This is a genomic window from Streptococcus rupicaprae (assembly GCF_040545225.1).
GTDB lineage: Bacteria > Bacillota > Bacilli > Lactobacillales > Streptococcaceae > Streptococcus > Streptococcus rupicaprae.
Genome location: NZ_JBEPLO010000002.1, coordinates 24,715 through 44,588, shown reverse-complemented (window position 1 = coordinate 44,588; position 19,874 = coordinate 24,715). Strand labels below are relative to the sequence as shown.

At 45.4% G+C, this 19,874-nt stretch carries 20 protein-coding genes; all 20 read right to left on the bottom strand.

The window, feature by feature from the left end; translation table 11 throughout:
- Positions 1-3: 3 nt before the first annotated feature.
- Positions 4-177: a type A2 lanthipeptide gene (locus ABID29_RS01035; RefSeq protein WP_354363796.1), complete on the bottom strand. Its 174-nt coding sequence runs from the start codon at positions 175-177 to the stop codon at positions 4-6.
- 535 nt (positions 178-712) lie between these two features.
- Entirely contained in the window at positions 713-2,005 is a 1,293-nt protein-coding gene (locus tag ABID29_RS01030; RefSeq protein ID WP_354363794.1) for a hypothetical protein, read from the bottom strand.
- Between the two features lie 171 nt (positions 2,006-2,176).
- Entirely contained in the window at positions 2,177-2,890 is a 714-nt protein-coding gene (locus tag ABID29_RS01025; protein ID WP_354363793.1) for a PBECR4 domain-containing protein, read from the bottom strand.
- A 130-nt stretch (positions 2,891-3,020) separates the two neighbouring features.
- Positions 3,021-3,677: a recombinase zinc beta ribbon domain-containing protein gene (locus tag ABID29_RS01020; RefSeq protein WP_435533142.1), complete on the bottom strand. Its 657-nt coding sequence runs from the start codon at positions 3,675-3,677 to the stop codon at positions 3,021-3,023.
- 69 nt (positions 3,678-3,746) lie between these two features.
- A complete protein-coding gene (locus ABID29_RS01015; protein WP_354363792.1) occupies positions 3,747-4,253 on the bottom strand; it encodes a hypothetical protein in 507 nt (168 codons plus the stop codon).
- A gap of 43 nt (positions 4,254-4,296) precedes the next feature.
- Positions 4,297-5,661, bottom strand: coding sequence for a 23S rRNA (uracil(1939)-C(5))-methyltransferase RlmD (gene rlmD / locus ABID29_RS01010; RefSeq protein WP_354363791.1), 1,365 nt, complete (start codon positions 5,659-5,661; stop codon positions 4,297-4,299).
- Positions 5,662-5,739: 78 nt separating this feature from the next.
- On the bottom strand, positions 5,740-7,338 hold the full coding sequence (locus ABID29_RS01005) for an LCP family protein (protein ID WP_354363789.1): 1,599 nt from the start codon (positions 7,336-7,338) through the stop codon (positions 5,740-5,742).
- 9 nt (positions 7,339-7,347) lie between these two features.
- Positions 7,348-8,190 (bottom strand): prephenate dehydratase, encoded by an 843-nt coding sequence (pheA, locus tag ABID29_RS01000; protein WP_354363788.1) that lies wholly within the window; start codon positions 8,188-8,190, stop codon positions 7,348-7,350.
- On the bottom strand, positions 8,187-8,663 hold the full coding sequence (locus ABID29_RS00995; RefSeq protein WP_354363786.1) for a shikimate kinase: 477 nt from the start codon (positions 8,661-8,663) through the stop codon (positions 8,187-8,189). The genes pheA and ABID29_RS00995 overlap by 4 nt, the downstream gene beginning before the upstream one ends.
- Positions 8,656-9,939 (bottom strand): 3-phosphoshikimate 1-carboxyvinyltransferase, encoded by a 1,284-nt coding sequence (gene aroA, locus ABID29_RS00990; RefSeq protein ID WP_354363784.1) that lies wholly within the window; start codon positions 9,937-9,939, stop codon positions 8,656-8,658. The genes ABID29_RS00995 and aroA overlap by 8 nt, the downstream gene beginning before the upstream one ends.
- A gap of 126 nt (positions 9,940-10,065) precedes the next feature.
- The gene (locus ABID29_RS00985; RefSeq protein ID WP_354363783.1) at positions 10,066-10,617 is read right to left on the bottom strand and encodes a GNAT family N-acetyltransferase; all 552 of its coding nucleotides are present in this window, start codon (positions 10,615-10,617) and stop codon (positions 10,066-10,068) included.
- Positions 10,618-10,719: 102 nt separating this feature from the next.
- On the bottom strand, positions 10,720-11,742 hold the full coding sequence (locus ABID29_RS00980) for a threonine aldolase family protein (protein WP_354363781.1): 1,023 nt from the start codon (positions 11,740-11,742) through the stop codon (positions 10,720-10,722).
- 206 nt (positions 11,743-11,948) lie between these two features.
- The gene (locus ABID29_RS00975) at positions 11,949-12,953 is read right to left on the bottom strand and encodes a FecCD family ABC transporter permease (RefSeq protein WP_354363780.1); all 1,005 of its coding nucleotides are present in this window, start codon (positions 12,951-12,953) and stop codon (positions 11,949-11,951) included.
- Complete coding sequence (locus tag ABID29_RS00970) at positions 12,950-13,924, bottom strand: FecCD family ABC transporter permease (protein ID WP_354363937.1); 975 nt, start codon at positions 13,922-13,924, stop codon at positions 12,950-12,952. Before ABID29_RS00970 ends, ABID29_RS00975 begins: the two co-directional genes overlap by 4 nt.
- A 124-nt stretch (positions 13,925-14,048) precedes the next feature.
- Positions 14,049-14,984, bottom strand: coding sequence for an iron-hydroxamate ABC transporter substrate-binding protein (locus ABID29_RS00965; protein ID WP_354363778.1), 936 nt, complete (start codon positions 14,982-14,984; stop codon positions 14,049-14,051).
- Positions 14,985-15,150: 166 nt separating this feature from the next.
- Entirely contained in the window at positions 15,151-15,939 is a 789-nt protein-coding gene (locus ABID29_RS00960; protein WP_354363777.1) for an ABC transporter ATP-binding protein, read from the bottom strand.
- 136 nt (positions 15,940-16,075) lie between these two features.
- On the bottom strand, positions 16,076-16,414 hold the full coding sequence (locus ABID29_RS00955) for a YlbF/YmcA family competence regulator (protein ID WP_354363775.1): 339 nt from the start codon (positions 16,412-16,414) through the stop codon (positions 16,076-16,078).
- 12 nt (positions 16,415-16,426) lie between these two features.
- Positions 16,427-17,533, bottom strand: a complete 1,107-nt coding sequence (locus tag ABID29_RS00950) for a prephenate dehydrogenase (RefSeq protein ID WP_354363774.1) — start codon at positions 17,531-17,533, stop codon at positions 16,427-16,429.
- Positions 17,534-17,535: 2 nt separating this feature from the next.
- Positions 17,536-18,702, bottom strand: coding sequence for a chorismate synthase (gene aroC / locus ABID29_RS00945; protein WP_354363773.1), 1,167 nt, complete (start codon positions 18,700-18,702; stop codon positions 17,536-17,538).
- A complete protein-coding gene (aroB, locus tag ABID29_RS00940) occupies positions 18,703-19,767 on the bottom strand; it encodes a 3-dehydroquinate synthase (RefSeq protein ID WP_354363772.1) in 1,065 nt (354 codons plus the stop codon). It lies immediately after the preceding gene.
- Between the last annotated feature and the right edge of the window lie 107 nt (positions 19,768-19,874).

Here is a 19,874-nt window from a genome sequence, read left to right as displayed (position 1 = left end):
GTTCTAACAGTTTTTACATCCAGAGATGAATCCAACGTTTACGCAAATATTTGATAGAAATCCTAGACAATCCTTAGTCAAAGTCTTAACAAATCCGCCTCCAGCACCACCGACTAATAATGTAATTTCTTGATCAGTTGCAGTTTGAACATAGATTTCTGGTTTAATATTATTCATTATAAAATCCTCCTTGAATAATTAATTATTTGCAACTATGTTTTCCTACAATTCCATTATAAATTGATTAACAATATAAAGCATGAGTAAAAAAGGAAAAATTTCACCTGACAAATTACAAGAATAAGCGAAACAGTTCTTTGAACTCGTTCAAGAGCGCCTCAAAAGTGGTTCTGTAAGCCAAACACTTTCGGAGTCTATGATTAATATCAGCCAAAGCTTTTTTCAAAGCCTCATCAGAAATATAGTCATTCCACTTCAAAAAACACTACCCAAACATGCCCATGTGTCTGCGGAAATAAATTTCATTCAAATCCCCCAGCAACTCAATAAACTCAACTGAGGTCGTCACTCTAATACTTCCCCACCCCAAGCTAAAAAGCCTTGTCTCCAAGGCTTTTCAAATTGCTTTCGTTCAAGGGTTTCTAGGCTTTTACGAGCAGTGCGACACACTCGACGTGTGCTGAGAGCTTTCTTCTATACTAATAGACGAAAGGGAGGGAAAGTGATTTTAGAATGATACTGTGGAACGGAATTACTTATCTTTACTTAATGCTTTTAATATCAATCGTTCCATCTGTGAAGAATAAAGATATGTTCTTAACGAATTACTCGTTCTCTTTAATCTGTATAGCAACTCCAAGTCATCATAAATGGACCAAGATAAACGAAATTGCTCGTCTTTTCTCTCTTTTTCCAGTTGCATTTGAGTAAGGTCTCGCGAATAAGTGCGGCGATTATCCAGTTTAGAAATCATCCCTTTTTTAGTATAAAAGGACTCTTCGATTTTATCTGCTTTATTCAATAAATGAAAACCCCAAAAATAAAGATACCAGATATCAAATCGCTTAACAGAAAACATTCGTGTAAAGCGCTCTAAACTATCGCTAGATAATTTAGTAATAATTTCTTGTAATTCATTCACATCATCTATCTCAATAAATCTAAAATCCTCAACACTTCTTGGTACATAGTATGCTCCACTAATTAAAGACATATAATTGGAAGTTTTCTTTTCTAAAAAGATTTCAACTATCGAGTCTTGACGATTAATAACATAATCGAAATTTTCAGATATTTGATAAATATGATCATCAATCCAAATCAATAATCTTTCATACAATAAGACAACCTCTTTGAAATATTGACTATTTTCATTATCAATTATTTTTCGAACATCTCGTTTTTGGCTATAAAAATAGAAAAAGAAGGCTGTCGGCAATATTGTAATCAAAGCTACTAGAGCAGGCAATCTTGAAAAGATATCACCAATATTTACTTTTAATTGTAAAATATCTTTTATAAATTCTTGAAGTTTAGATAAATGTTGAGTAATATCTCCACTCAGTATTTTTAATGAAAGACAGGCGAATAAAAACGCTAACAACACAGGTAAACTTAATACAGTTCTAAATATATTAAGTAATAGCTGACTCAAAGAACTTTTTGACAATCCAATCCATACTGAATTTTTTTCACCACCGCCATAAGTTACCCATCCCAATCGTAGTAATCTAGTTAATCTCAGCAAATAGTAATTCAGTCTAATTGTGTAAAGGGCAAATCCTCCCTTCTTAATTCTCACTGCATATTGACCTAATTCACCCAAAAAATAACTTATACCACTATGTAGTTCCATGATTACTAGTTCATAGATTAAGAACAAAAAAAGTAATTCTAACCAATATATAAAAGTCAGACCTAGTAGATTACCTTGAGATATTTCCAAATTAATAGAATTAATAGAAAATACTATCTTATCTATAAAAAACAAGAAAATTCCTATCACTATAAAAATCAAGAAAAATTTCAATAATTTATCCTTCATATTTTCCATATTCCTTTATTTTATCTAAATTATTTTAGCACTACTTATTCAGTATACCACAAAAATGCAAAAAGTCTGTAACGACAATGGTTTCCCGCTGTCGTTACAGACTCTTTATCCTAATTGTATTATCTTGATTATCGATGTCCTACCAACTAATATTTCATAAAATCAAAAAATATGATGAGTGATTTCACCTACGTTCTCACTGATAGAAGTAATTGCTAGCCTAGTTTGATTTAACTCATATCTTTTTTGAACACTATATTTAGGCTCATTTCTAAAAAAAGATACAGGTTTGCAGTTATAAAGTGTACCCGGTTTACTATCCAACTTTGTTAATGACTTTAAGAATAAATAGTAGTCATATGCTCCAGTCCGAAAATGTAGTAAAAAATCTGCATCTAATTTAGACCAATTCGGTTTAGAGTATTCATAAATATTGACATAACTATCTTTTCTTCTCAAACTTAATCCTAAAATTTGAGAAGCTGTTGACCGCCTAAGAAAAGTTTCAAATTTCTGGGAAGAGCATATTGTTCTATAATTAAGCTTTTCAGTTCTAACTAGTTCGGGCACTTTTTTAGCATCTTTTATATTATTTAGAGATAGCTTATGAAACCCAGCTAAATGTTTAAAATTTTCATCTCTAAACTCAAAATTTATACATTGGCTAATTTGAAGACTATTAACCATCTTTTCAAAGCTAATTTGAAATTTCCTATGTCTCAGCAAGGAATACGACAACCATATATTTTTCAACATACTCTCTATTCTCCAAACAAAAATGGGGAGCTGTTTAGACTCCCCATCATTCGGTAAACTTTTATTTGCCTGCTCGTGGTGAAGCTTACCAAAACCCATTAAGGCAATAAACAGATACAAGGCAGACCGTATCTACTTACTAAGCCAATGTTAGTTTGGAAACCCAAAACCAACAATAGTTTACATCTACAAGAGTAATTATAGCACTAAAATTTAGAATTGACAAGCATTCATAATTGTTTTTTACATCCTATAACTCTACCTCAGTTCCTTCCAGGAAGCGAACGGTCATTTCTCCATCAAGCCCTATCCTGATATGGTCTAGCACTCGGCACATGTCTAAAGGGTTGAAGTCTATCTGCTCCTGTCTAAGCAGGTCACTCAATGCCATACTGTAGTGCTTATCAAGCAGACTATTCTCTGCCAAGATTTTCTCCCACTTGCCATTAAGCAAATCAATGTTCTCACTTAATAGCTCCAAAGCTTTTAAGAAAATCTGCTCGAGTGTCGCCTCATCCGAATGGCTACTGTAACACCCTTCCACTCCCTTTATGCGATAGCGGTTGTTACATTGCCAGACCTTGCGCTTACCTCGGCTGGTTGCCCAATTCTTTCGTCCAAAGGCTGACCCGCAGGCTCCGCAGAACACCTTAGTGGTAAATGGGTTGTCCTCACTCTGCATGATATAGGACTTGAGCTGATGCTCTTCTCGGTAGGTTTTACGCCTGGCGATTTCTAATTGAACAGTCTCCCAAGTTTCCTCATCAATGATGCCCTCATGGCTGTCTTCCACATAGTATTGGTTAACCTGTCCATCATTGGCAATCCGTTTCTTGGACAAAAAATCAACGGTATAGGTCTTCTGCAGTAAGGCATCACCTTTGTATTTCTCGTTTTGAAGATGGATCCTAGAAACTAATTATCCTTATCTGCGCTACTCTTGCTTTATTCATACCACCTTACTCTACATAGCAACCTAATAACCAATAATTAAGACCCCTTGCAAAGGAATACTAACCCTATTGCTTGTGTACAAACTGTCAAAAAAGTCACTCACTTTTTTAAAATCATTTGATTTGAGATAGGTATTTCTAACAGCAATACATAAATAATCAACATCGTACATCATACAACATTCAAAAAAATCTTTTAAGAATTGATAGTTAGTCACGGCTCTACCAGCTTCAACTTCTATGACAGTCTTTTCCTCTGAATGAAAAGCATCCACTTCATACGAAACACGTTCAATACCATTCTCACCAAATAGAACTGGGATCCTGATTAATTCATCTTTTTTCTTCCCTTTTTCTACTTGATAACCTAAAGCCTCTAAATCCTGCCTCAATATTTCCAAAACAACATTACTAGCCAATTTATGATAACTTGAGTCAATCCGATTAGTATGATGTTCAAATACTCGAATAATATCTTTAAACTTCTTATCTATTTTTTTATTTCTAGGAAAATAATTCCATTTAATCATTTGTGTCTCCTCATTCCAATACTATAAAATAGAAAGCAGAAGATTACTCTTTTGTAGTCCTAACTAAAAGCCCTACAGTTTCCACATGATGCGTCTGTGGGAACAAGTCCACTGGTTGCACCTTGGTCAGCTGATAGCCTAGTTCTTGGTAAAACTTGATATCACGCGCCATGGTGGCTGGGTTGCAGGAGATGTAGGTGATTTTTTCTGGGGACATGGCAGAACTGGCACGAATAAAGCTTTCGGTTAGCCCTTTTCGTGGTGGATCGACGATAATGACCTTGGGGCGAAGCCCCTCGCTCTGCCATTTTGCCATCGCAGCCTCAGCTGTATCACAGACATAATGGGCGTTCATGATGCCGTTGTTCTGGGCATTTTCCGTAGCGTCTGCGACAGCTTTTTCCACCACTTCGACCCCATAGACAGCCTTGACCTGCTTGGCTAGGGACAGACCGATGGTGCCAATGCCTGAGTAGGCATCGATGACCACATCATCAGCACTCAGGTCTGAAAAATCAATGGCCGTCTGGTAGAGCCGCTCTGCCATTTCCGTATTGACCTGATAGAAGGACTGGGCCGAGATGGCATAGGTGTTGCCCAGAAGCTCATCTTCAATGCTGTCCTTGCCGTAGAGGGTGCGGAAGTCCTGACCAAAGATAACATTGGTCTGCTGGTCATTGATATTCTGAATGATAGAGACCAGGTTTGGGAAATCCGCCGTCAAGTGCTCAATCAGCTGCTCAATACGGAAAACCTTGGGACGGGTCGTGACCAAGACTAGCATGAGCTGGCCTGACACATGCCCCCGACGGACCACGATGTGACGGATAAGACCCGTTCCCTCTTTCTCGTCATAGGGCTTGAGGTCCAGACGGCGGAGCTGGTCACGGGTGGCATTAATGAGCTGGTCAATCTCTGGATGCTGGATATAGTAGTCTTCGATGGGCATAAGGTCGTGGGAATTCTTACGAAAAAAGCCTGTCTCCAGCTGTCCATTTACTCGACGGACAGGAATGGCTGCCTTATTGCGATAAGCCAGAGGTTGCGCCATACCGAGAGTATCCAAAACAGGAACATCTAAAAGCCCTGCAATCTTGCTCAGAGCAGCCTTGACCTGATTAGTCTTAAACACCAGCTGCTGATCATAGGTCAAGTGCCCCAAATCCGCAATCCCCGTCCGTAGATAGGTCGTATCAAGTGCCTGATTGCGGTGGGGGGACAGGCTGTGATAGGTCTCCACCTTACCAAAGCCAACCGATTTTTTGACCTTCAAGACCCGCATGGCAATCCGCTCACCTGGCAGGGCATTGTCCACAAAGAAGACCAGCCCATCATGCTTGGCAACCCCTTGCCCCTCATGGGTCAAGTCAACAATCTCAACATCAATCACATCGTTTTTTTGTAGCATCTTTTCTCTTTTCTTGTATTTTCTAAGGCAAAAAGGCCAGAAGATTTTCTGACCTTATTATATCATACTTAGGTTGGTCTATCGTAATCCTAATTCAAATAAGCGCTGCTGATACTTTTCAAAATCAATGGCCAGACCCAAGCCACCGTACATATCGTACTCATCTACCCAGTCGCCACTTTCTGGAACCGTGTTTTGCTCGATGCCGTTAGAGGCATCTCCGAGGACAGAAAGCCCTTGACTGAGAATGAAGGAATAGGGCAGATTAGTCGAGGTCATTCCCATAATTTTACCAAGAGCCGCAGATCCTGTAAATAATTTGGTCGGATTCTTCACTTGACTAAGAATGGCAGCTAGTACCTGTTGCTGGCGCTGCGTCCGTCCAAAATCACCACTGTCATCCTTACGGAAGCGCGCATAATTAAGCAGGGTCCGGCCGTCCATATACTGTTCGCCGATCTCTATGGTCTGCTCAGGGAAAATGCCATTGGCAGCATTGAGATCATCTGGTACCTGGACCTGATCTACCGCTTGGCCATCCACCGTTGCAAATCGCGCATCGATTTTAACACCCTTTGGAAAAATAGTGTCAATGGCTGTCGCAAAAGTCTGGAAATCAATCATGGCGTAATACTTGATATCGATGTCAAAATGAGACTTTAAAGCGATGCGGATGGCCTCTGCTCCTTGCTTGTCATTTTGCTCCCCGATGCTAAAGGCAGTATTGAGCTTTTGATCGTAATAGGTATTGATGCCATCCTCCTGACTAACTTGAGGGATATTGATCAGGGTATCCCGCATGAAGCTGACTATTTTGACCTTACCGTCAGAATTCCCGATATTGACTACCATAATCGAATCCGTTCGAGCCTCTGTACTGGCTTGTCCAATCCGAGAATCGGTTCCCAGAACCAAGATGTTAACGCCATCCCTAGTGTCTTGGCCATCAAAAAATTCAACCTCTGCAGCTGTTGCTGTCGCTTCATTTTGCTTAACATCGTAATAGCCTTTTAAGAACATGAGCAACATGCCAAACAGGGTCAAGAGCAGGGTGATACCCAAGCCAGTTAGAATGCGTTTCCCCCAGCCAGGACTAGGCGTCGGTCGTTTTTGTCTCAGGCGCTTGGCTTGGCGCGCCTTATCCGTCTGGATATCTGCCAAGATCTGCTTAGGATTGGGCGCTGGCAGTGATTTCTTAGCCATTTTACGGCGCTCTGCTCGCGATGTCAAATGAGGCAGGCCTTCCTGTATTTGCCTTGGTTGCCTATCAAGGTCTGAAAAAGGCTGAGGTTTAGCTAGTTTCGAGCCTGCTTCTCCTTTGATTGGTGGCTGTCCCTCTTTCAAGTCTGGTTTAACTTGCCTAGCAGGTTTTTCTGGTCCATTGCTTTGGGTTGAAGCGGCCATCGAACGTGCACGGCTAAAGCTCGGCAATCCTTCGGGAGTGACTTCTGCACTCTTGGGAACCAGCGGTCGTTTTTCCTGCAAGGCTGGCAATGGCCGATAAGTTTTACTTGTCTTGGGAGGAGGCGCTTGGTGGTTACTGAGCTTACCTGCTATTTTAGCCTCCAAATAATGAAGTTCTGCCCGATCCCGATCGCCCAAAAAATGAATATTTTTTTGCAAATAATCATAGCGCAAACTTTCGTGATGCGTCAGATTTTCATAGTCTTTTGCCATTATCTTTCCTTAATCATTTCCCGTGGTTTCCATTTGAAACACACCGTATTTTCCTAAAATTTTCGATCGAATCCCCATACTTGCCAGCTCTTCTAAGGCAAATTGGATCGGTTCTGGCTGCTGATAGACGACATCCATGATGAAAAAATATTCTCCCAGCACCGTTTTTAAGGGCCGGCTTTCAATCTTAGTCAAATCAATACCTCGCCAGGCAAAGACAGACATGGCCTTGTAGAGAGCTCCTGGCAGGTTGTCTGGCAGGGTCAAAGCCAAAGAGAGTTTTTGCCCAAGCTGTGGCAGTTCCAAATGAGGCACTTTCTTAGCCAAGAGCCAAAAACGGGTGAAATTTTCTTCTAGCTCATGGATATCACGCGCTGCCGTGACCAAGCCATAAGTGGCCGCAGCCGAGTCAGGAGCAATAGCCGCAAAAGGCTGATCCGGATGCTCCGCCACATAGCGCGCCGCATAGGCTGTCGAAGCTGTCACCTCAATCTTGGCCTTGGGGTAATGGGCATTGATATAAGCCTTGCCCTGGGCAATGGCTTGAGGGTGTGAAAAAATTTTCTCGATCGGTTTGTCCAGACTGGTCACCAGCAACTGTTGTTTAATGGGCTGCATAAATTCAGCGACCGCTTCTAAATCCGCCTGGTGAAAGAGATAGTCTAAGGTCTCATGAACACTTCCCTCAATCGCATTCTCCACAGGCACAATGGCACCGTCTACCTGATCGCTTTCAAAAGCCTTGATCACTTCGGTAATGGTCTCAAAATCCTGTAAAACAGCCTCTGGCAGGGCCCGGAGGGCCACATTATGCGAGAAAGACCCTTGGGGCCCCAGATAGGCAATCTTCATTGTATCATCTCCACTATTTGGGCTGGCGTCTGGCCAGCCACGTCAATTACTTGGGTAGCCACTTCTTCATAGAGGGGCTGCCTGTAAGCCCATAAGGCTCTTAATGTTTCCTTGCTGTTTTTAATGACCAAGGGACGCTTTTGCTCCTGATCAGCCCGCAAGCGCTGATAGAGGGTCTCGAAATCAGCCGTTAGAAAAATATTGGGCGTATTTTGCGCTAACAGGGCGCGATTTTCTGCTGACATGACCACACCGCCACCTGTTGATAGGACAATGTCTTGGGGCAATAATTCTGCCAAGACTTGGCTTTCCACTTTCCGAAAAGCAGCCTCTCCTTCTTCTTCAAAAAATTGCGTAATCGGCATTCCCAGACGCTCTACCAAGACAGCGTCCATGTCAACAAACTGGTCATCTAAGAGCCTGGCGATTGTTGTCTTGCCAGAACCCATAAATCCTAATAAAACCTTAGCCATGGATCAAACTTTCTAAATCAGTAAAGAAACTTGGATAGCTGGTGTTAATGGCTTCCGCCCGATCCAGATAGACGTCGCCTTCTTTAGCGATCAAAGCGGCAATCGCCGCCATCATGCCGATGCGGTGGTCGCCGTAAGTATTGATTCGAGCGCCGTGCAGAGCTGTTTTTCCCTTGATAATCATGCCATCAGACGTTGGTGTAATAACAGCTCCCATGCTATTTAAAGCATCGGCAACGACCTGAATGCGGTCCGTTTCCTTAACCTTGAGTTCCTCCGCGTCTCGAATCACTGTCTCTCCCTGAGCCTGAGTCGCCAAGAGGCTGATGATTGGCAATTCATCAATCAAGCGTGGAATTAAATCACCAGCAATCTCTGTGCCTTTCAAGTCAGAACTCTCAACGGTCAAAGTCGCTGATTTAGCCACTTCGTCCCGATCAGAAATGGTCAACTTCCCACCCATGGCTTCAATGACATCCAAGATACCTGTCCGTGTCTCATTGATACCGACATTGGTCAAGACCACCTTTGAATGAGGAACAATAAGGCCTGCCACCAGCCAAAAGGCCGCACTTGAAATATCCCCAGGCACAACAACCCGTTGCCCCTTTAATTTTTGGCCACCTTGGACACGGATTTCCTTGCCTTGAATGGTCAAGTGGCCTCCAAACTGGTGAATCATATCCTCTGTGTGATTGCGGGTCAATTCTTTTTCTGTGATGACTGACTCACCGTCTGCCTGGAGGGCCGCAAAAATAAGGGCAGACTTGACCTGGGCAGATGCCACCGGCAACTGGTAAACAATCGGCTGCAGGGCCTTGGTGCCCTTTAGGGTCAAAGGAGGCAAATCACGGTCTGTCTGCCCAGCAACCTCGACCCCCATCTGACTGAGGGGCTTGGTCACGCGATCCATGGGGCGCTTTGAGAGAGAATCATCCCCAAACATCTCCACTTCAAAATCCTGCCCCGCCAAGACGCCTGAAATCAGGCGAATGGAGGTTCCAGAATTCCCCATATCCAAGGCATTTTGAGGGGGCTTAAGACCGTCAAAACCGACGCCCTCTACCCGAACGACTTGGCCGTCATCTTCTATAGAAACTCCCAGATCACGAAAAACCTGCATTGTAGACAAGACATCTTCTCCACGCAAAATATCGTAAATAGTCGTTTGGCCCTCGCTAATAGCTCCAAAAATAATGGAACGATGGCTAATCGATTTATCACCAGGGACCCTTACTTCCCCTCTAAGAGCTGGCACATGAGTTCTTAATTGCATCACTTTTTCTCCTTCAAACATGTCATTCCTTATTTTACCATATTTTTCTTAATAAAGAATGGCAGAGCAGGTATTTTACCTCTAACCTAAAAAACTTGGCGATTTTTTCACACCAAGTTCCCTGGCCTAAGGATCTCTTCGCAGTTTGGCATAATGCTTAACCGTAACCAGTTGCCCCTTGACCATCCGGGCCTCGCGGCTCAATCCTTCATAGGTCATGCCCAGCTTTTCCATGACACGCCCAGAAGCTGGATTTCGGACATCAAACATGGCTTCGATCCGATTCAGGCCCACCTTTTGAAAACCAAATGCCAGAACGACCTGACCTGCTTCAGTCATCAGTCCCTTCCCCCACCAAGGCCGTCCCAAACAGTAGCCCAGCTCAGCAGATAGGTCTTGGTCCGACACAGACACAAACGAAATCGTCCCGACCAATTGCTCGGTCGACTTAAGCACAATGCCCCAGTGATAAAAGCTGGGGTCCTGCTGGTAGTGAGGGACCCAGCTGGAAAGAAGAGCTTTCGTTGATTCCAGATCAGGATGGGGCTCCCAGCTCACATAGCGGGCCACTTCTGGATCACTGGCCCAATGGTCGAACATAGCTGGAGCATCCTCTAAGCATAAGGGCCTCAGAATCAACCCTTCTGTCTCAAGTGGCAGTGTCCCAAGATGCTGCATGATTTCCTCCTTTTCATTCACTTGTCTAATCTTTCCAAGTTCCCTAGCCTTACTAGCCTAGTTACTCCCCCCTTAGCACTGGCCCAAAAGCAGATAGAGCAACTACAAGACCTCCTTTAAGGCCTCAATGTCCTCTGGTGTCGTTGACCAGCTGGTTGCCAGACGGATGACCGTGTGCTCCTCATCATAAGCTTCCCAGAAGGAATAGACCACTTGCTCACCGAGTTGTTTCAGACGGTCATTGCTAATGATGACGAATTGCTGGTTGGTTGGCGAATCCAGATAGAGCTGGTATCCTTTCTCCTGTAATAGTGATTTCAGCTCATTGGCACGGGCGATGGCGTCCTGGCCAATTTTCTCATAGAGACCATGCTCCAACAGGGCTTTGAACTGGACACCCAGCAGGCGTCCCTTGGCTAGCAGGGCACCGTGCTGCTTGACCTGAGTCATAAAGTGCTTGGGCCTATTTTGTTTGGTGAATACTAGCGCCTCGCCACAGAGTAGGCCTGCCTTGGTCCCGCCAAGGTAAAAAACGTCTGTCAGCTCTGCTATGATCGGCAAATCCACTGCATTTTCTACCGCCAAACCATAGACCAAGCGCGCACCATCAAGAAAGAGAGGGATCTGATAAGCTCGACAGACCTCGGATAAGGCCTCCAACTCCTCCCTGCTGTAGAGGGTGCCGTACTCTGTCGGATGGGAGATATAAACCATCCCAGGATAGACCATGTGGCTGTGATTGCCATCTGCATAAAAACGCTCAAGGTAGGTAGCCACCTGCTGGGCGCTGATTTTGCCCAATTCATGCGGCAGGGACAAAACCTTATGGCCTGTGAACTCGATGGCGCCCGCCTCATGGGTGCTGACGTGGCCCGTATCCGCGGCGATTACCCCTTCATAAGGAGCTAGCATGGTGTCAATGACCAACTGATTGGTCTGGGTTCCCCCTGTCAACAAGAAGACCTCTGCCTGGGGACACTGGGTAAGCTCACGTATTAGGCTTACAGCATCTTGGGTGAACTGGTCTGTTCCATAGCCAGACTCTGGCTGATCATTGCTAGCCAGTAAGGCTTCTAATACAACTGGGTGGGCTCCTTTATTATAATCATTTTCAAAATGCAACATAAAAACTCCTTTACTTAACAACTAAAGACTCGACCCCTTATAACTTAATCCTACCGATACAACCACATTGGGAACGCTCAAGTTTCACAGCCTTAGATAGTTCTTTTTATTATAATGAAAAGCCACAACTTTTTCAAGTTTGGCAAAACTTATTCACAGAAAGAAAAACAGCCATCTTCAAAAGACGACTGTCTTGCTAACATCAATCACGACCGAAGCTTGGTCATCAGATAAAGGAAATAAGGGGCACCCAAGATGGCCACAACCAAACCAGTCGGAATGCCTTTTCCTACTAGTAAAATCCGCCCAAGAGAGTCTGCTACCAATAGGAGCAGCATGCCAAACATCAGGCTTGCTGGGAGGGCTAGGCGATGGTTGGCACCTGCCAGTCTCCTGCTAATATGGCCTGAAATCAGACCGACGAAGGTTACATTGCCAACCAAAACAACACTCAAGGCCGCTAGCCCCGTCGCCAGTATCAGGACCCTTAAGCGTGTTTTAGGAAGATCAAGGCCCAGGGCTGCTGCTGTCTGGTCGTTCAAGCTAAGGATGTTGAGCCTGTGACTGAAACTGTAGGTCAGCACCCACAAAATTATGAGCAGGGGGGCCATGACCGTTAAGGTCCGCCAATTGCCACCAGTTCCTCGACCGCTCAGCCAATTGACAATGGCATCAACCTTATAAGGATTGACATTGCCGACGATAGAAACCATGATGCCTGAAATCATACTACTCAAGCCTACCCCTGAAATAATCAAACGAACAGGACTGAGTCCTTGATTGGCTTTTTTAGCAATCTGGTAGACTAGGATGATGACCAAGCAGCCTCCTAGCATGGCCAAGATGGGCATCAAGCGAATAACCCATTGGTTTTCCAAGGAAAAGTAAGCGATCACGATAGCCACAACTAAACCTGCTCCTGCATTGATCCCCAAAATCCCCGAATCTGCCAGAGGGTTCCTCGTCAGGGTCTGTAGGAGACTGCCACTTAGGGCCAGAGAGCCTCCTGCCACCATATAGGCTAAAATCCGAGGCAGACGAATCCTCATAATAATCTGGTAAACCTGACTGCTGGCCTGACCAGAAAAGGCCCTTAGGACATCTGACAGATCTGCTCCGCTATCTCCCAAAGACAAGGAAAAGACAAAGCTAACAAAAAGCAAGACGGTCAAAAGCCCAAAGAGATTCAAGTGATGTTTCGTTTTTGTCATAGCTGATCCCCCTTTCGGACGAGCCACAGAAAGCATGGCAGGCCAATGAGGCTGATAATAGCATTTAAAGGAGTCTCATAGGGAGGGTTGTAAATCCGGCAAACCAGATCCACCCAAAGCATGAAGGTGGCTCCACCAAACATCGTAAAAGGCAGCAAGAGGCGATAGTCCTTGGCCACAAAATGCTTGATGGCGTGCGGGATAATCAAACCAACAAAAGCGATTGCCCCGATCATAGCCACGCCAGCTGCAGACAAGAGCAAGACGATACCTAATAAGATAAAAGTCATGATATTCGTTCTCTGCCCCAAGGACTTGGCCACTGTTTCATTAAAACTAAGGATGGTCAACTGATGGGCAAAAATCTGGGCCAAAACAAGTCCCACTAATATAATCGGTCCGATGATTCGAATCATGCCCCAATTCACCCCAATCAAACCACCAGCCTGCCAGCCAATCACGGCTGTCGATAAGTTAAAGTAGATGGTAATGGCTTGGCCGATTGCTGAAAAAAGCGAAGACACCATGGCCCCAGCCAAGAGCAAACGCAGCTGATCATAGCCCTTTCTAGGCACATAGGACAGTCCGTAAACCAAGACGCTAGCCACAAGAGACCCTAACAAGCACAGAAGCAAGATACCGCTGTAATGCATGCTGCCAAACAGGGCATAGCCGATAACTAGGGCTAGTCCGGCACCCGCATTAACGCCTAGAAAACCTGGATCAGCGATAGGATTTCGGGTGATACCTTGCATCATGAGGCCAGCAGTTGCCATGGCTGCACCGACCAAAATCGCAGCCACCATCCGTGGCAGGCGCAAGTCAATGATCACGTCCTGTAAGTCATTAGAAACCAAGGGCTGGCGCAAGACAGACCAAATGTCTGCATGGCTATAGCTTACCGCGCCAAAGCGTAGGGAGAGGTAAAAGCCGATGACGAAAAAGCCCAACAGGCCAATCCCAAGTCGGATTGGCCTCTGGGGCTTGGAAGGCTTGTCTTGCAAGGACAGTCGAGACGGTATCAAACGGCTCGATCTCGACTCCTGTTTTGTCACTGTTTCCTCTGGTTTTGAGGGACTAACGGTTTGGTTCATCTTATTTTACAGTTGCTAGGATAGCTTCTCTCAGTGTTTCAAGTTCATACTCCAAGGACATTGGATCATTGAAATAAAAGGCGTTGGCATCGACACGGATCACATGACCGTTTTTAACGGCAGGAATGGCCTGCCAAACGTCGCTTTCATAAAGAGAAGTCCCTGTCTGATCGTCTTCTGCTGCGACCACCAGATAATCTCCAGCATAGTCGCCAACCACTTCTTGCGAAATCGCCAAATACCCAGGTCCAAAGACTTCATCAACGACCTTTTGAGGGGCTTTAAACCCTAAAGCTTGGTGGACAATCTCGCCACCTCTGCCCCAATTTTCTCCAAAGAGGTAGATTTCCTTCTCATAGAGCCCCATGATTGTAAAGGTCGAGTCTTCACCGATGGCTGCCTTGAGTTCTTCTGCCACAGCCTTGGTCTTGGTTTCCCAATCGCTTAGCCACTTAGCAGAAGCCTCTTCTTGGTTAAAAATCGCTCCAAAGTCCGTTACCAATTCCAGGTAGCTTCTAGCGCCATAATCCAGGGCAATCACCGGGGCAATCTCTGCCAGTTCTGGCACATTTTCTTCCGTTGTCCCCACCACGATAAGATCCGGCTCTAGGGCTAAAATAGCTTCCAAATCCGTCGCAGCGACTTCCTTAGCTTGGGTCAAATGATCCTTCAAGACAGGATTTTTCTTATCATAGGAAGTCACCCCAACCAAATTCAAGTCTAGATTCAAGAGATAGCCTGTGTAGGTTGAGGAGACCACAACTACCCGCTGAGGATTGGCAGGTACGTCTCCATAATAGGTAACCCCTTTGATATCAGGCTTTTTGGACAAGATAACCTCAGCTGTCGAAGCTTCCTCAGCCTGTTTTCCTTGACCACAGGCCACTAGCAACAAGGCGGCAAAACATGTCACCAATAGCATTAAATATTTTTTCATAAAAATCTCCTTTTTCTTTTCGTAAAACCTGTTTTTAACAGCAAGTAACCAAGTCCTCGCCAATCGATAATATTTTTCATCACAAATCACTGAATTGCTGGAAAATTGACCATGACTGAATCACATTGATTGCTGAGTTAACACACGGTTTTTAATGATGATTATTTTAGGCTTTGGCCAACCGATAGGTCAGCAAGATCGGGCAATCATGGATAGGATCTTGAACGATTTCCACCTCCACTTTAAAAATATCTTTTAGAACTTCCTTGGTCATCACCTCATCAACCCTCCCATGGAACTTGATTTCCCCATCTTTCATGGCAATCAAGCGATTGGAGTAACGGGCCGCCAAATTGAGATCATGCAAAACCATGACAATGGTCTTCCCCAGCTGTTCATTGAGCAGCTTGAGAAGGTCCAACACCTCCAATTGGTGGTTCATGTCCAAATAAGTGGTCGGCTCATCCAGAAAGATAATATCCGTATCTTGAGCCAGAGCCATGGCAATCCAGACCCGCTGCCGTTGACCCCCAGACAAACTATCCACAAGCAGATGAGAGTAATGCTTGATCCCCGTGGCCTCTAACGCCCAGTCAATTCGCTCTCGGTCGACATCTGTCAATCTTCCTAAGCCAGACTGGTGTGGAAAACGCCCATAAGAGACCAATTCATAGACTGAAATCCCTTCTGTTGCCTCTAGAACTTGGGGCAACAGGGCCATTTTTTGCGCAACCAACTTGGTCGGCAACTTAGCAATGCTCTGGCCATCCAAATAAACATGGCCCATCCTAGCAGGCATGATCCGCGTCAAAACCTTGAGGAGGGTAGACTTTCCACAGCCATTAGCGCCAACGATCGTTGTGATTTTTTGATCCTCTATCGCTAGGGTCAAGTTTGATAAGACCTGCTGCGCGTCATAGGCAACTGTTAGATTTTTTGATTGAATCCGTGACATCTTACCTCCTTGATCAGTTTCGCATAAATTAATCTATCCCTAGTTTAGCACATCTTCCTAAAAAAGAAAAGAGAAAATTAAAGTTTTCAGACAATTTAATAAAACAAAAAAAAGACGGAAACCCGCCTCTTTGTTCCTAGATCAACTCCTGCAAGGGTTTGAAGACAATTCGTTCAATATCTGACAAATAAACCGAGAGCTGTTGTTGCTTGGTCAAATAATTTGCCACTAGGGAATTACCTTCCAAGCGCTGGCTCAAGTCCTTCATCCGATCCTGTAAGTCTTGCGTGGGCAACTGTCCTGTCTGCATCAAGCCCTGCAATTCCGCCTGAAAGTCTGTGTATTCTTTGAAGAGACTTGAAGCTTCTGAATCCTGTTCGATCTCTTTCTTAGAACTCGCCACAGCTAGGTATTCTGGTAACTTGCGGATAGCGCGTTCCAAATTGTTGGCTAAATCATAAATGTTGTCTGACATGGTTCTCTCCTTTTATTGGTCGATAAAGACGGCATAGTCGGTTGCAGCTTCGATAATTTCCTTGGATCGTAACTGGTCTGCCTGGGTCTTGAAGGTAATCTGTAAAATCCCATGGATGTCCTCACGGTTTTCCTCGTTGATTCGTAGATTCATCAAGGAGGTTCCCCTGAGCAATTCCATGATCTTCAGGATTTCATCCTCTTCGTCAGGGATATTGACATAGAGGTCATAGAAACTATCCACCCCGCCTCGCTTGTGGATTTCCATTTCTTTTCGGGTCGATCTTCCCTGGTCAAAGAAGGTCCAGATAGCCTCTTCATCACTGGCTTTTAAGAGAGTTGCCACCTGATCCAGCCGCTGTTTGAAATCCTCGATCCGCTCTAACATGGCCGCTTGATTGGTTAATAAAATGCTGGTCCACATACCGGGTTCTGACTCTGCGATCCGCGTCATATCCCGGAATCCTCCCGCCGCCAGGTGCTGGGTCATGGCATGGCTTTCACGATAGTCACCCGCCTGAAGCATGAGACTTGAGGCTAGAAGATGGGGAAAATGACTGACCTGACCAGTCACCTTATCATGCTCTTTAGGCTCCATCTGGGTCAAACGGACATGGAGCCCCTTGAGCAGGTCCTCCATCTCCTCAATCGTGCCAGGCGCCGTTAGTCGCGATGGCGTCAAAATATAATAGGCATTTTCAAAAAGATTAACATCTGCTGCCTGAGCGCCCGACTTATGGCTCCCCGCCATGGGATGACTGCCGACAAAGCGAACCTTTTGAGGATCCAGGTGTGCTTCTGCTGTCGCAACAATAGCCTGCTTGGTTGAGCCAGCGTCGGTGATGAGGACGTTGGGCTTGAGCTTAAGCTGGGCCAACTCTTTGATAAGTGCCATGGTTTGCTTGATGGGAACCGCCAAGATGATCACATCCGCTAAGGGGGCAAAACGCGCAAAATCATCAGTCACCTCATCCACCATGTGACGTTCAAGGGCAACCTTGCGGGACTGTTCCCCACGGTTATAGCCCAAAAGGCGATAATCCGGATGGCCTCGTCTGATCCCCAGAGCCATGGAAGCGCCAATCAAGCCCAAGCCTGCAATATAAATAGTCTTACTCATCCTTAAAACGCTTTCGTATAACGGACGTGGGCTTCAACAGCAGCCTTCAATTCCTCCAGATTATCTGAGGAGAATTTATCTAGGACTTCCGTTGCCAAAACAGTCGCAACGACTGATTCCATAACAACCGCTGCTGCTGGAACAGCCGTCGGATCAGAACGTTCAACCGTTGCCTTATAGGGCTCATGGGTGGCAATATCGATACTCATCAAGGGCTTGTAAAGGGTTGGAATGGGTTTCATGACCCCACGAATGACCAAGGGTTGGCCATTGGTCATGCCACCTTCAAAGCCACCTAGGTTGTTGGTCCGTCTGGTATAGCCGTCCGCTTCTGACCAGAGGATTTCATCCATGACCTGGCTGCCTTTGAGACTGCCTGCTTTAAAACCAACTCCAAATTCAACCCCCTTGAAGGCATTGATGGAGAGCACCCCTTGGGCTAACTTAGCATCCAGTTTTTTATCCCATTGGACAAAAGACCCTAGACCGACTGGAACACCACCAACCACACACTCGATGACACCTCCGATGGTGTCACCATCCTTTTTGATTTGGTCAATATAGGTCTTGATCGCGTCCTCGTGTTTGGGGTTGACAATAGAGACCTCTGATTGACTGCTCAGTTCTTTAATTTGTCTAACCGTCAAACCGTCTGGTATTTCTACCTCAATCCCACCAAAGGTCACGATATGGCTGGCAATCTCGACACCGATTTCTTCTAGGAGCCGTTTGGCAACCGCACCGACAGCTACCCGCATGGTCGTTTCACGCGCAGATGACCGTTCTAGGGAGTTACGCAAATCACTGAAACGGTACTTGATTCCACCGACCAAATCTGCATGACCAGGCCTAGGCTTAGTGATTTTGCGCTTGGTTTTAAGGCGGTCCTCAATATCCTCAACCGCCATAATATCCAACCATTTTTCATGATCCTTGTTGGTAACATTCAGGGTAATCGGTCCTCCCATGGTCACTCCATGGCGAACCCCTGATGTGATCTCCACTTGGTCGCTCTCAATCTTCATCCGACCACCGCGCCCATAGCCCCCTTGACGGCGCTTCAATTCCACATTGATGTCAGCTGCGGTCAAGGGAAGGCCTGCTGGCACGCCTTCAATGATGGCCGTCAATCGTGGTCCATGTGACTCTCCTGCTGTTAAATATCTCATTTACTTCACCAAATACTCTCTCATTTCTTCTAGGCTAACCTCATTGATAGCAGCCTTCCCCAGTTCAGGGACAATCACTGTTTTAATCTTGCTACCGCGCGCTTTTTTATCGTGGCATAGGGCCTGATGGAGGGCCTCGATATCCCAAGGCTCATGGCTGACAGGCAGGCCAAATTTTTGGCACATACGGCTAATTTGTTCTGTTATCCCCTCTGGCATCAAGCCTTTTTGTTCCGCTACACGAGACAGTTGGACCATGCCGATAGCGACCGCTTCTCCGTGCATGACCTGACCATAACCAGCGGTTTGTTCAATCGCATGGCCAATGGTATGACCAAAATTCAGATAAAGGCGGATGCCATTATCCAACTCGTCCTCTACGACATGCTGGCGTTTGACCTGACAGGAATGATAGATGATCTGCTCTGCATTTTCTAAGATCTCATCTGGACCAGTCATCTCCTCCAGCATTTGCCACAAGGCCACATCAGCAATCAAACCGTACTTGATCACCTCGCCCATGCCCTCGATCAATTCCCTACGTCCCAGGGTCTTAAGGACATTCGGATCAATCAAAACGCCATCAGGCTGGGCAAAGGTGCCGACCATGTTTTTCGCAAAGGGCGTGTTAACCCCGGTCTTGCCACCGATAGACGAGTCTACCTGGGCTGTTAAACTGGTCGGAATTTGCAAGAAATGGATGCCTCGCATGTAGGTCGAAGCCACAAAACCAGCCAGATCGCCGACAACGCCACCTCCTAGCGCAATAATGCCGTCCGATCGGGTGAGGCCTTGCTCGACTAAGAAAGCATAGGCTTGATTGACCACTTCCAAGTTTTTCTGCGCTTCGCCCTCTGGAAACTCAAATACCGCTACTTCAAAACCACTGGCTTCCATACTTTGGGCCACACGCTCCGCATAGAGAGAGCCCACATGCTCATCCGTAATGATCACAACCTTTTGTGGTTTCCAAAGGTGAGAGGCCCATTGACCGCATTGGTCCAGGCTCCCCCTCTCAATAAGAATGTCATAGGGGTGTTTGGGGAGGTTGACAGATACTTTCATAGTCGTTCCTTCTTCATTGTTTTAATGTTCTGATTTTTTAGGGCGGATACGTCGGTTTCTTTAGAAAAATGGGAATGGAAAGAACTCCAACGAAAAAGCATTCGTCT

Bases quoted from the DNA above. Each gene is read 5' to 3' on its own strand.
- ABID29_RS01035 (WP_354363796.1), bottom strand. From the start codon at position 177: ATGAATAATATTAAACCAGAAATCTATGTTCAAACTGCAACTGATCAA.
- ABID29_RS01030 (WP_354363794.1), bottom strand. From the start codon at position 2,005: ATGAAGGATAAATTATTGAAATTTTTCTTGATTTTTATAGTGATAGGA.
- ABID29_RS01015 (WP_354363792.1), bottom strand. From the start codon at position 4,253: ATGATTAAATGGAATTATTTTCCTAGAAATAAAAAAATAGATAAGAAG.
- rlmD (WP_354363791.1), bottom strand. From the start codon at position 5,661: ATGCTACAAAAAAACGATGTGATTGATGTTGAGATTGTTGACTTGACC.
- ABID29_RS01005 (WP_354363789.1), bottom strand. From the start codon at position 7,338: ATGGCAAAAGACTATGAAAATCTGACGCATCACGAAAGTTTGCGCTAT.
- pheA (WP_354363788.1), bottom strand. From the start codon at position 8,190: ATGAAGATTGCCTATCTGGGGCCCCAAGGGTCTTTCTCGCATAATGTG.
- ABID29_RS00995 (WP_354363786.1), bottom strand. From the start codon at position 8,663: ATGGCTAAGGTTTTATTAGGATTTATGGGTTCTGGCAAGACAACAATC.
- aroA (WP_354363784.1), bottom strand. From the start codon at position 9,939: ATGCAATTAAGAACTCATGTGCCAGCTCTTAGAGGGGAAGTAAGGGTC.
- ABID29_RS00985 (WP_354363783.1), bottom strand. From the start codon at position 10,617: ATGCAGCATCTTGGGACACTGCCACTTGAGACAGAAGGGTTGATTCTG.
- ABID29_RS00980 (WP_354363781.1), bottom strand. From the start codon at position 11,742: ATGTTGCATTTTGAAAATGATTATAATAAAGGAGCCCACCCAGTTGTA.
- ABID29_RS00975 (WP_354363780.1), bottom strand. From the start codon at position 12,953: ATGACAAAAACGAAACATCACTTGAATCTCTTTGGGCTTTTGACCGTC.
- ABID29_RS00965 (WP_354363778.1), bottom strand. From the start codon at position 14,984: ATGAAAAAATATTTAATGCTATTGGTGACATGTTTTGCCGCCTTGTTG.
- ABID29_RS00960 (WP_354363777.1), bottom strand. From the start codon at position 15,939: ATGTCACGGATTCAATCAAAAAATCTAACAGTTGCCTATGACGCGCAG.
- ABID29_RS00955 (WP_354363775.1), bottom strand. From the start codon at position 16,414: ATGTCAGACAACATTTATGATTTAGCCAACAATTTGGAACGCGCTATC.
- ABID29_RS00950 (WP_354363774.1), bottom strand. From the start codon at position 17,533: ATGAGTAAGACTATTTATATTGCAGGCTTGGGCTTGATTGGCGCTTCC.
- aroC (WP_354363773.1), bottom strand. From the start codon at position 18,702: ATGAGATATTTAACAGCAGGAGAGTCACATGGACCACGATTGACGGCC.
- aroB (WP_354363772.1), bottom strand. From the start codon at position 19,767: ATGAAAGTATCTGTCAACCTCCCCAAACACCCCTATGACATTCTTATT.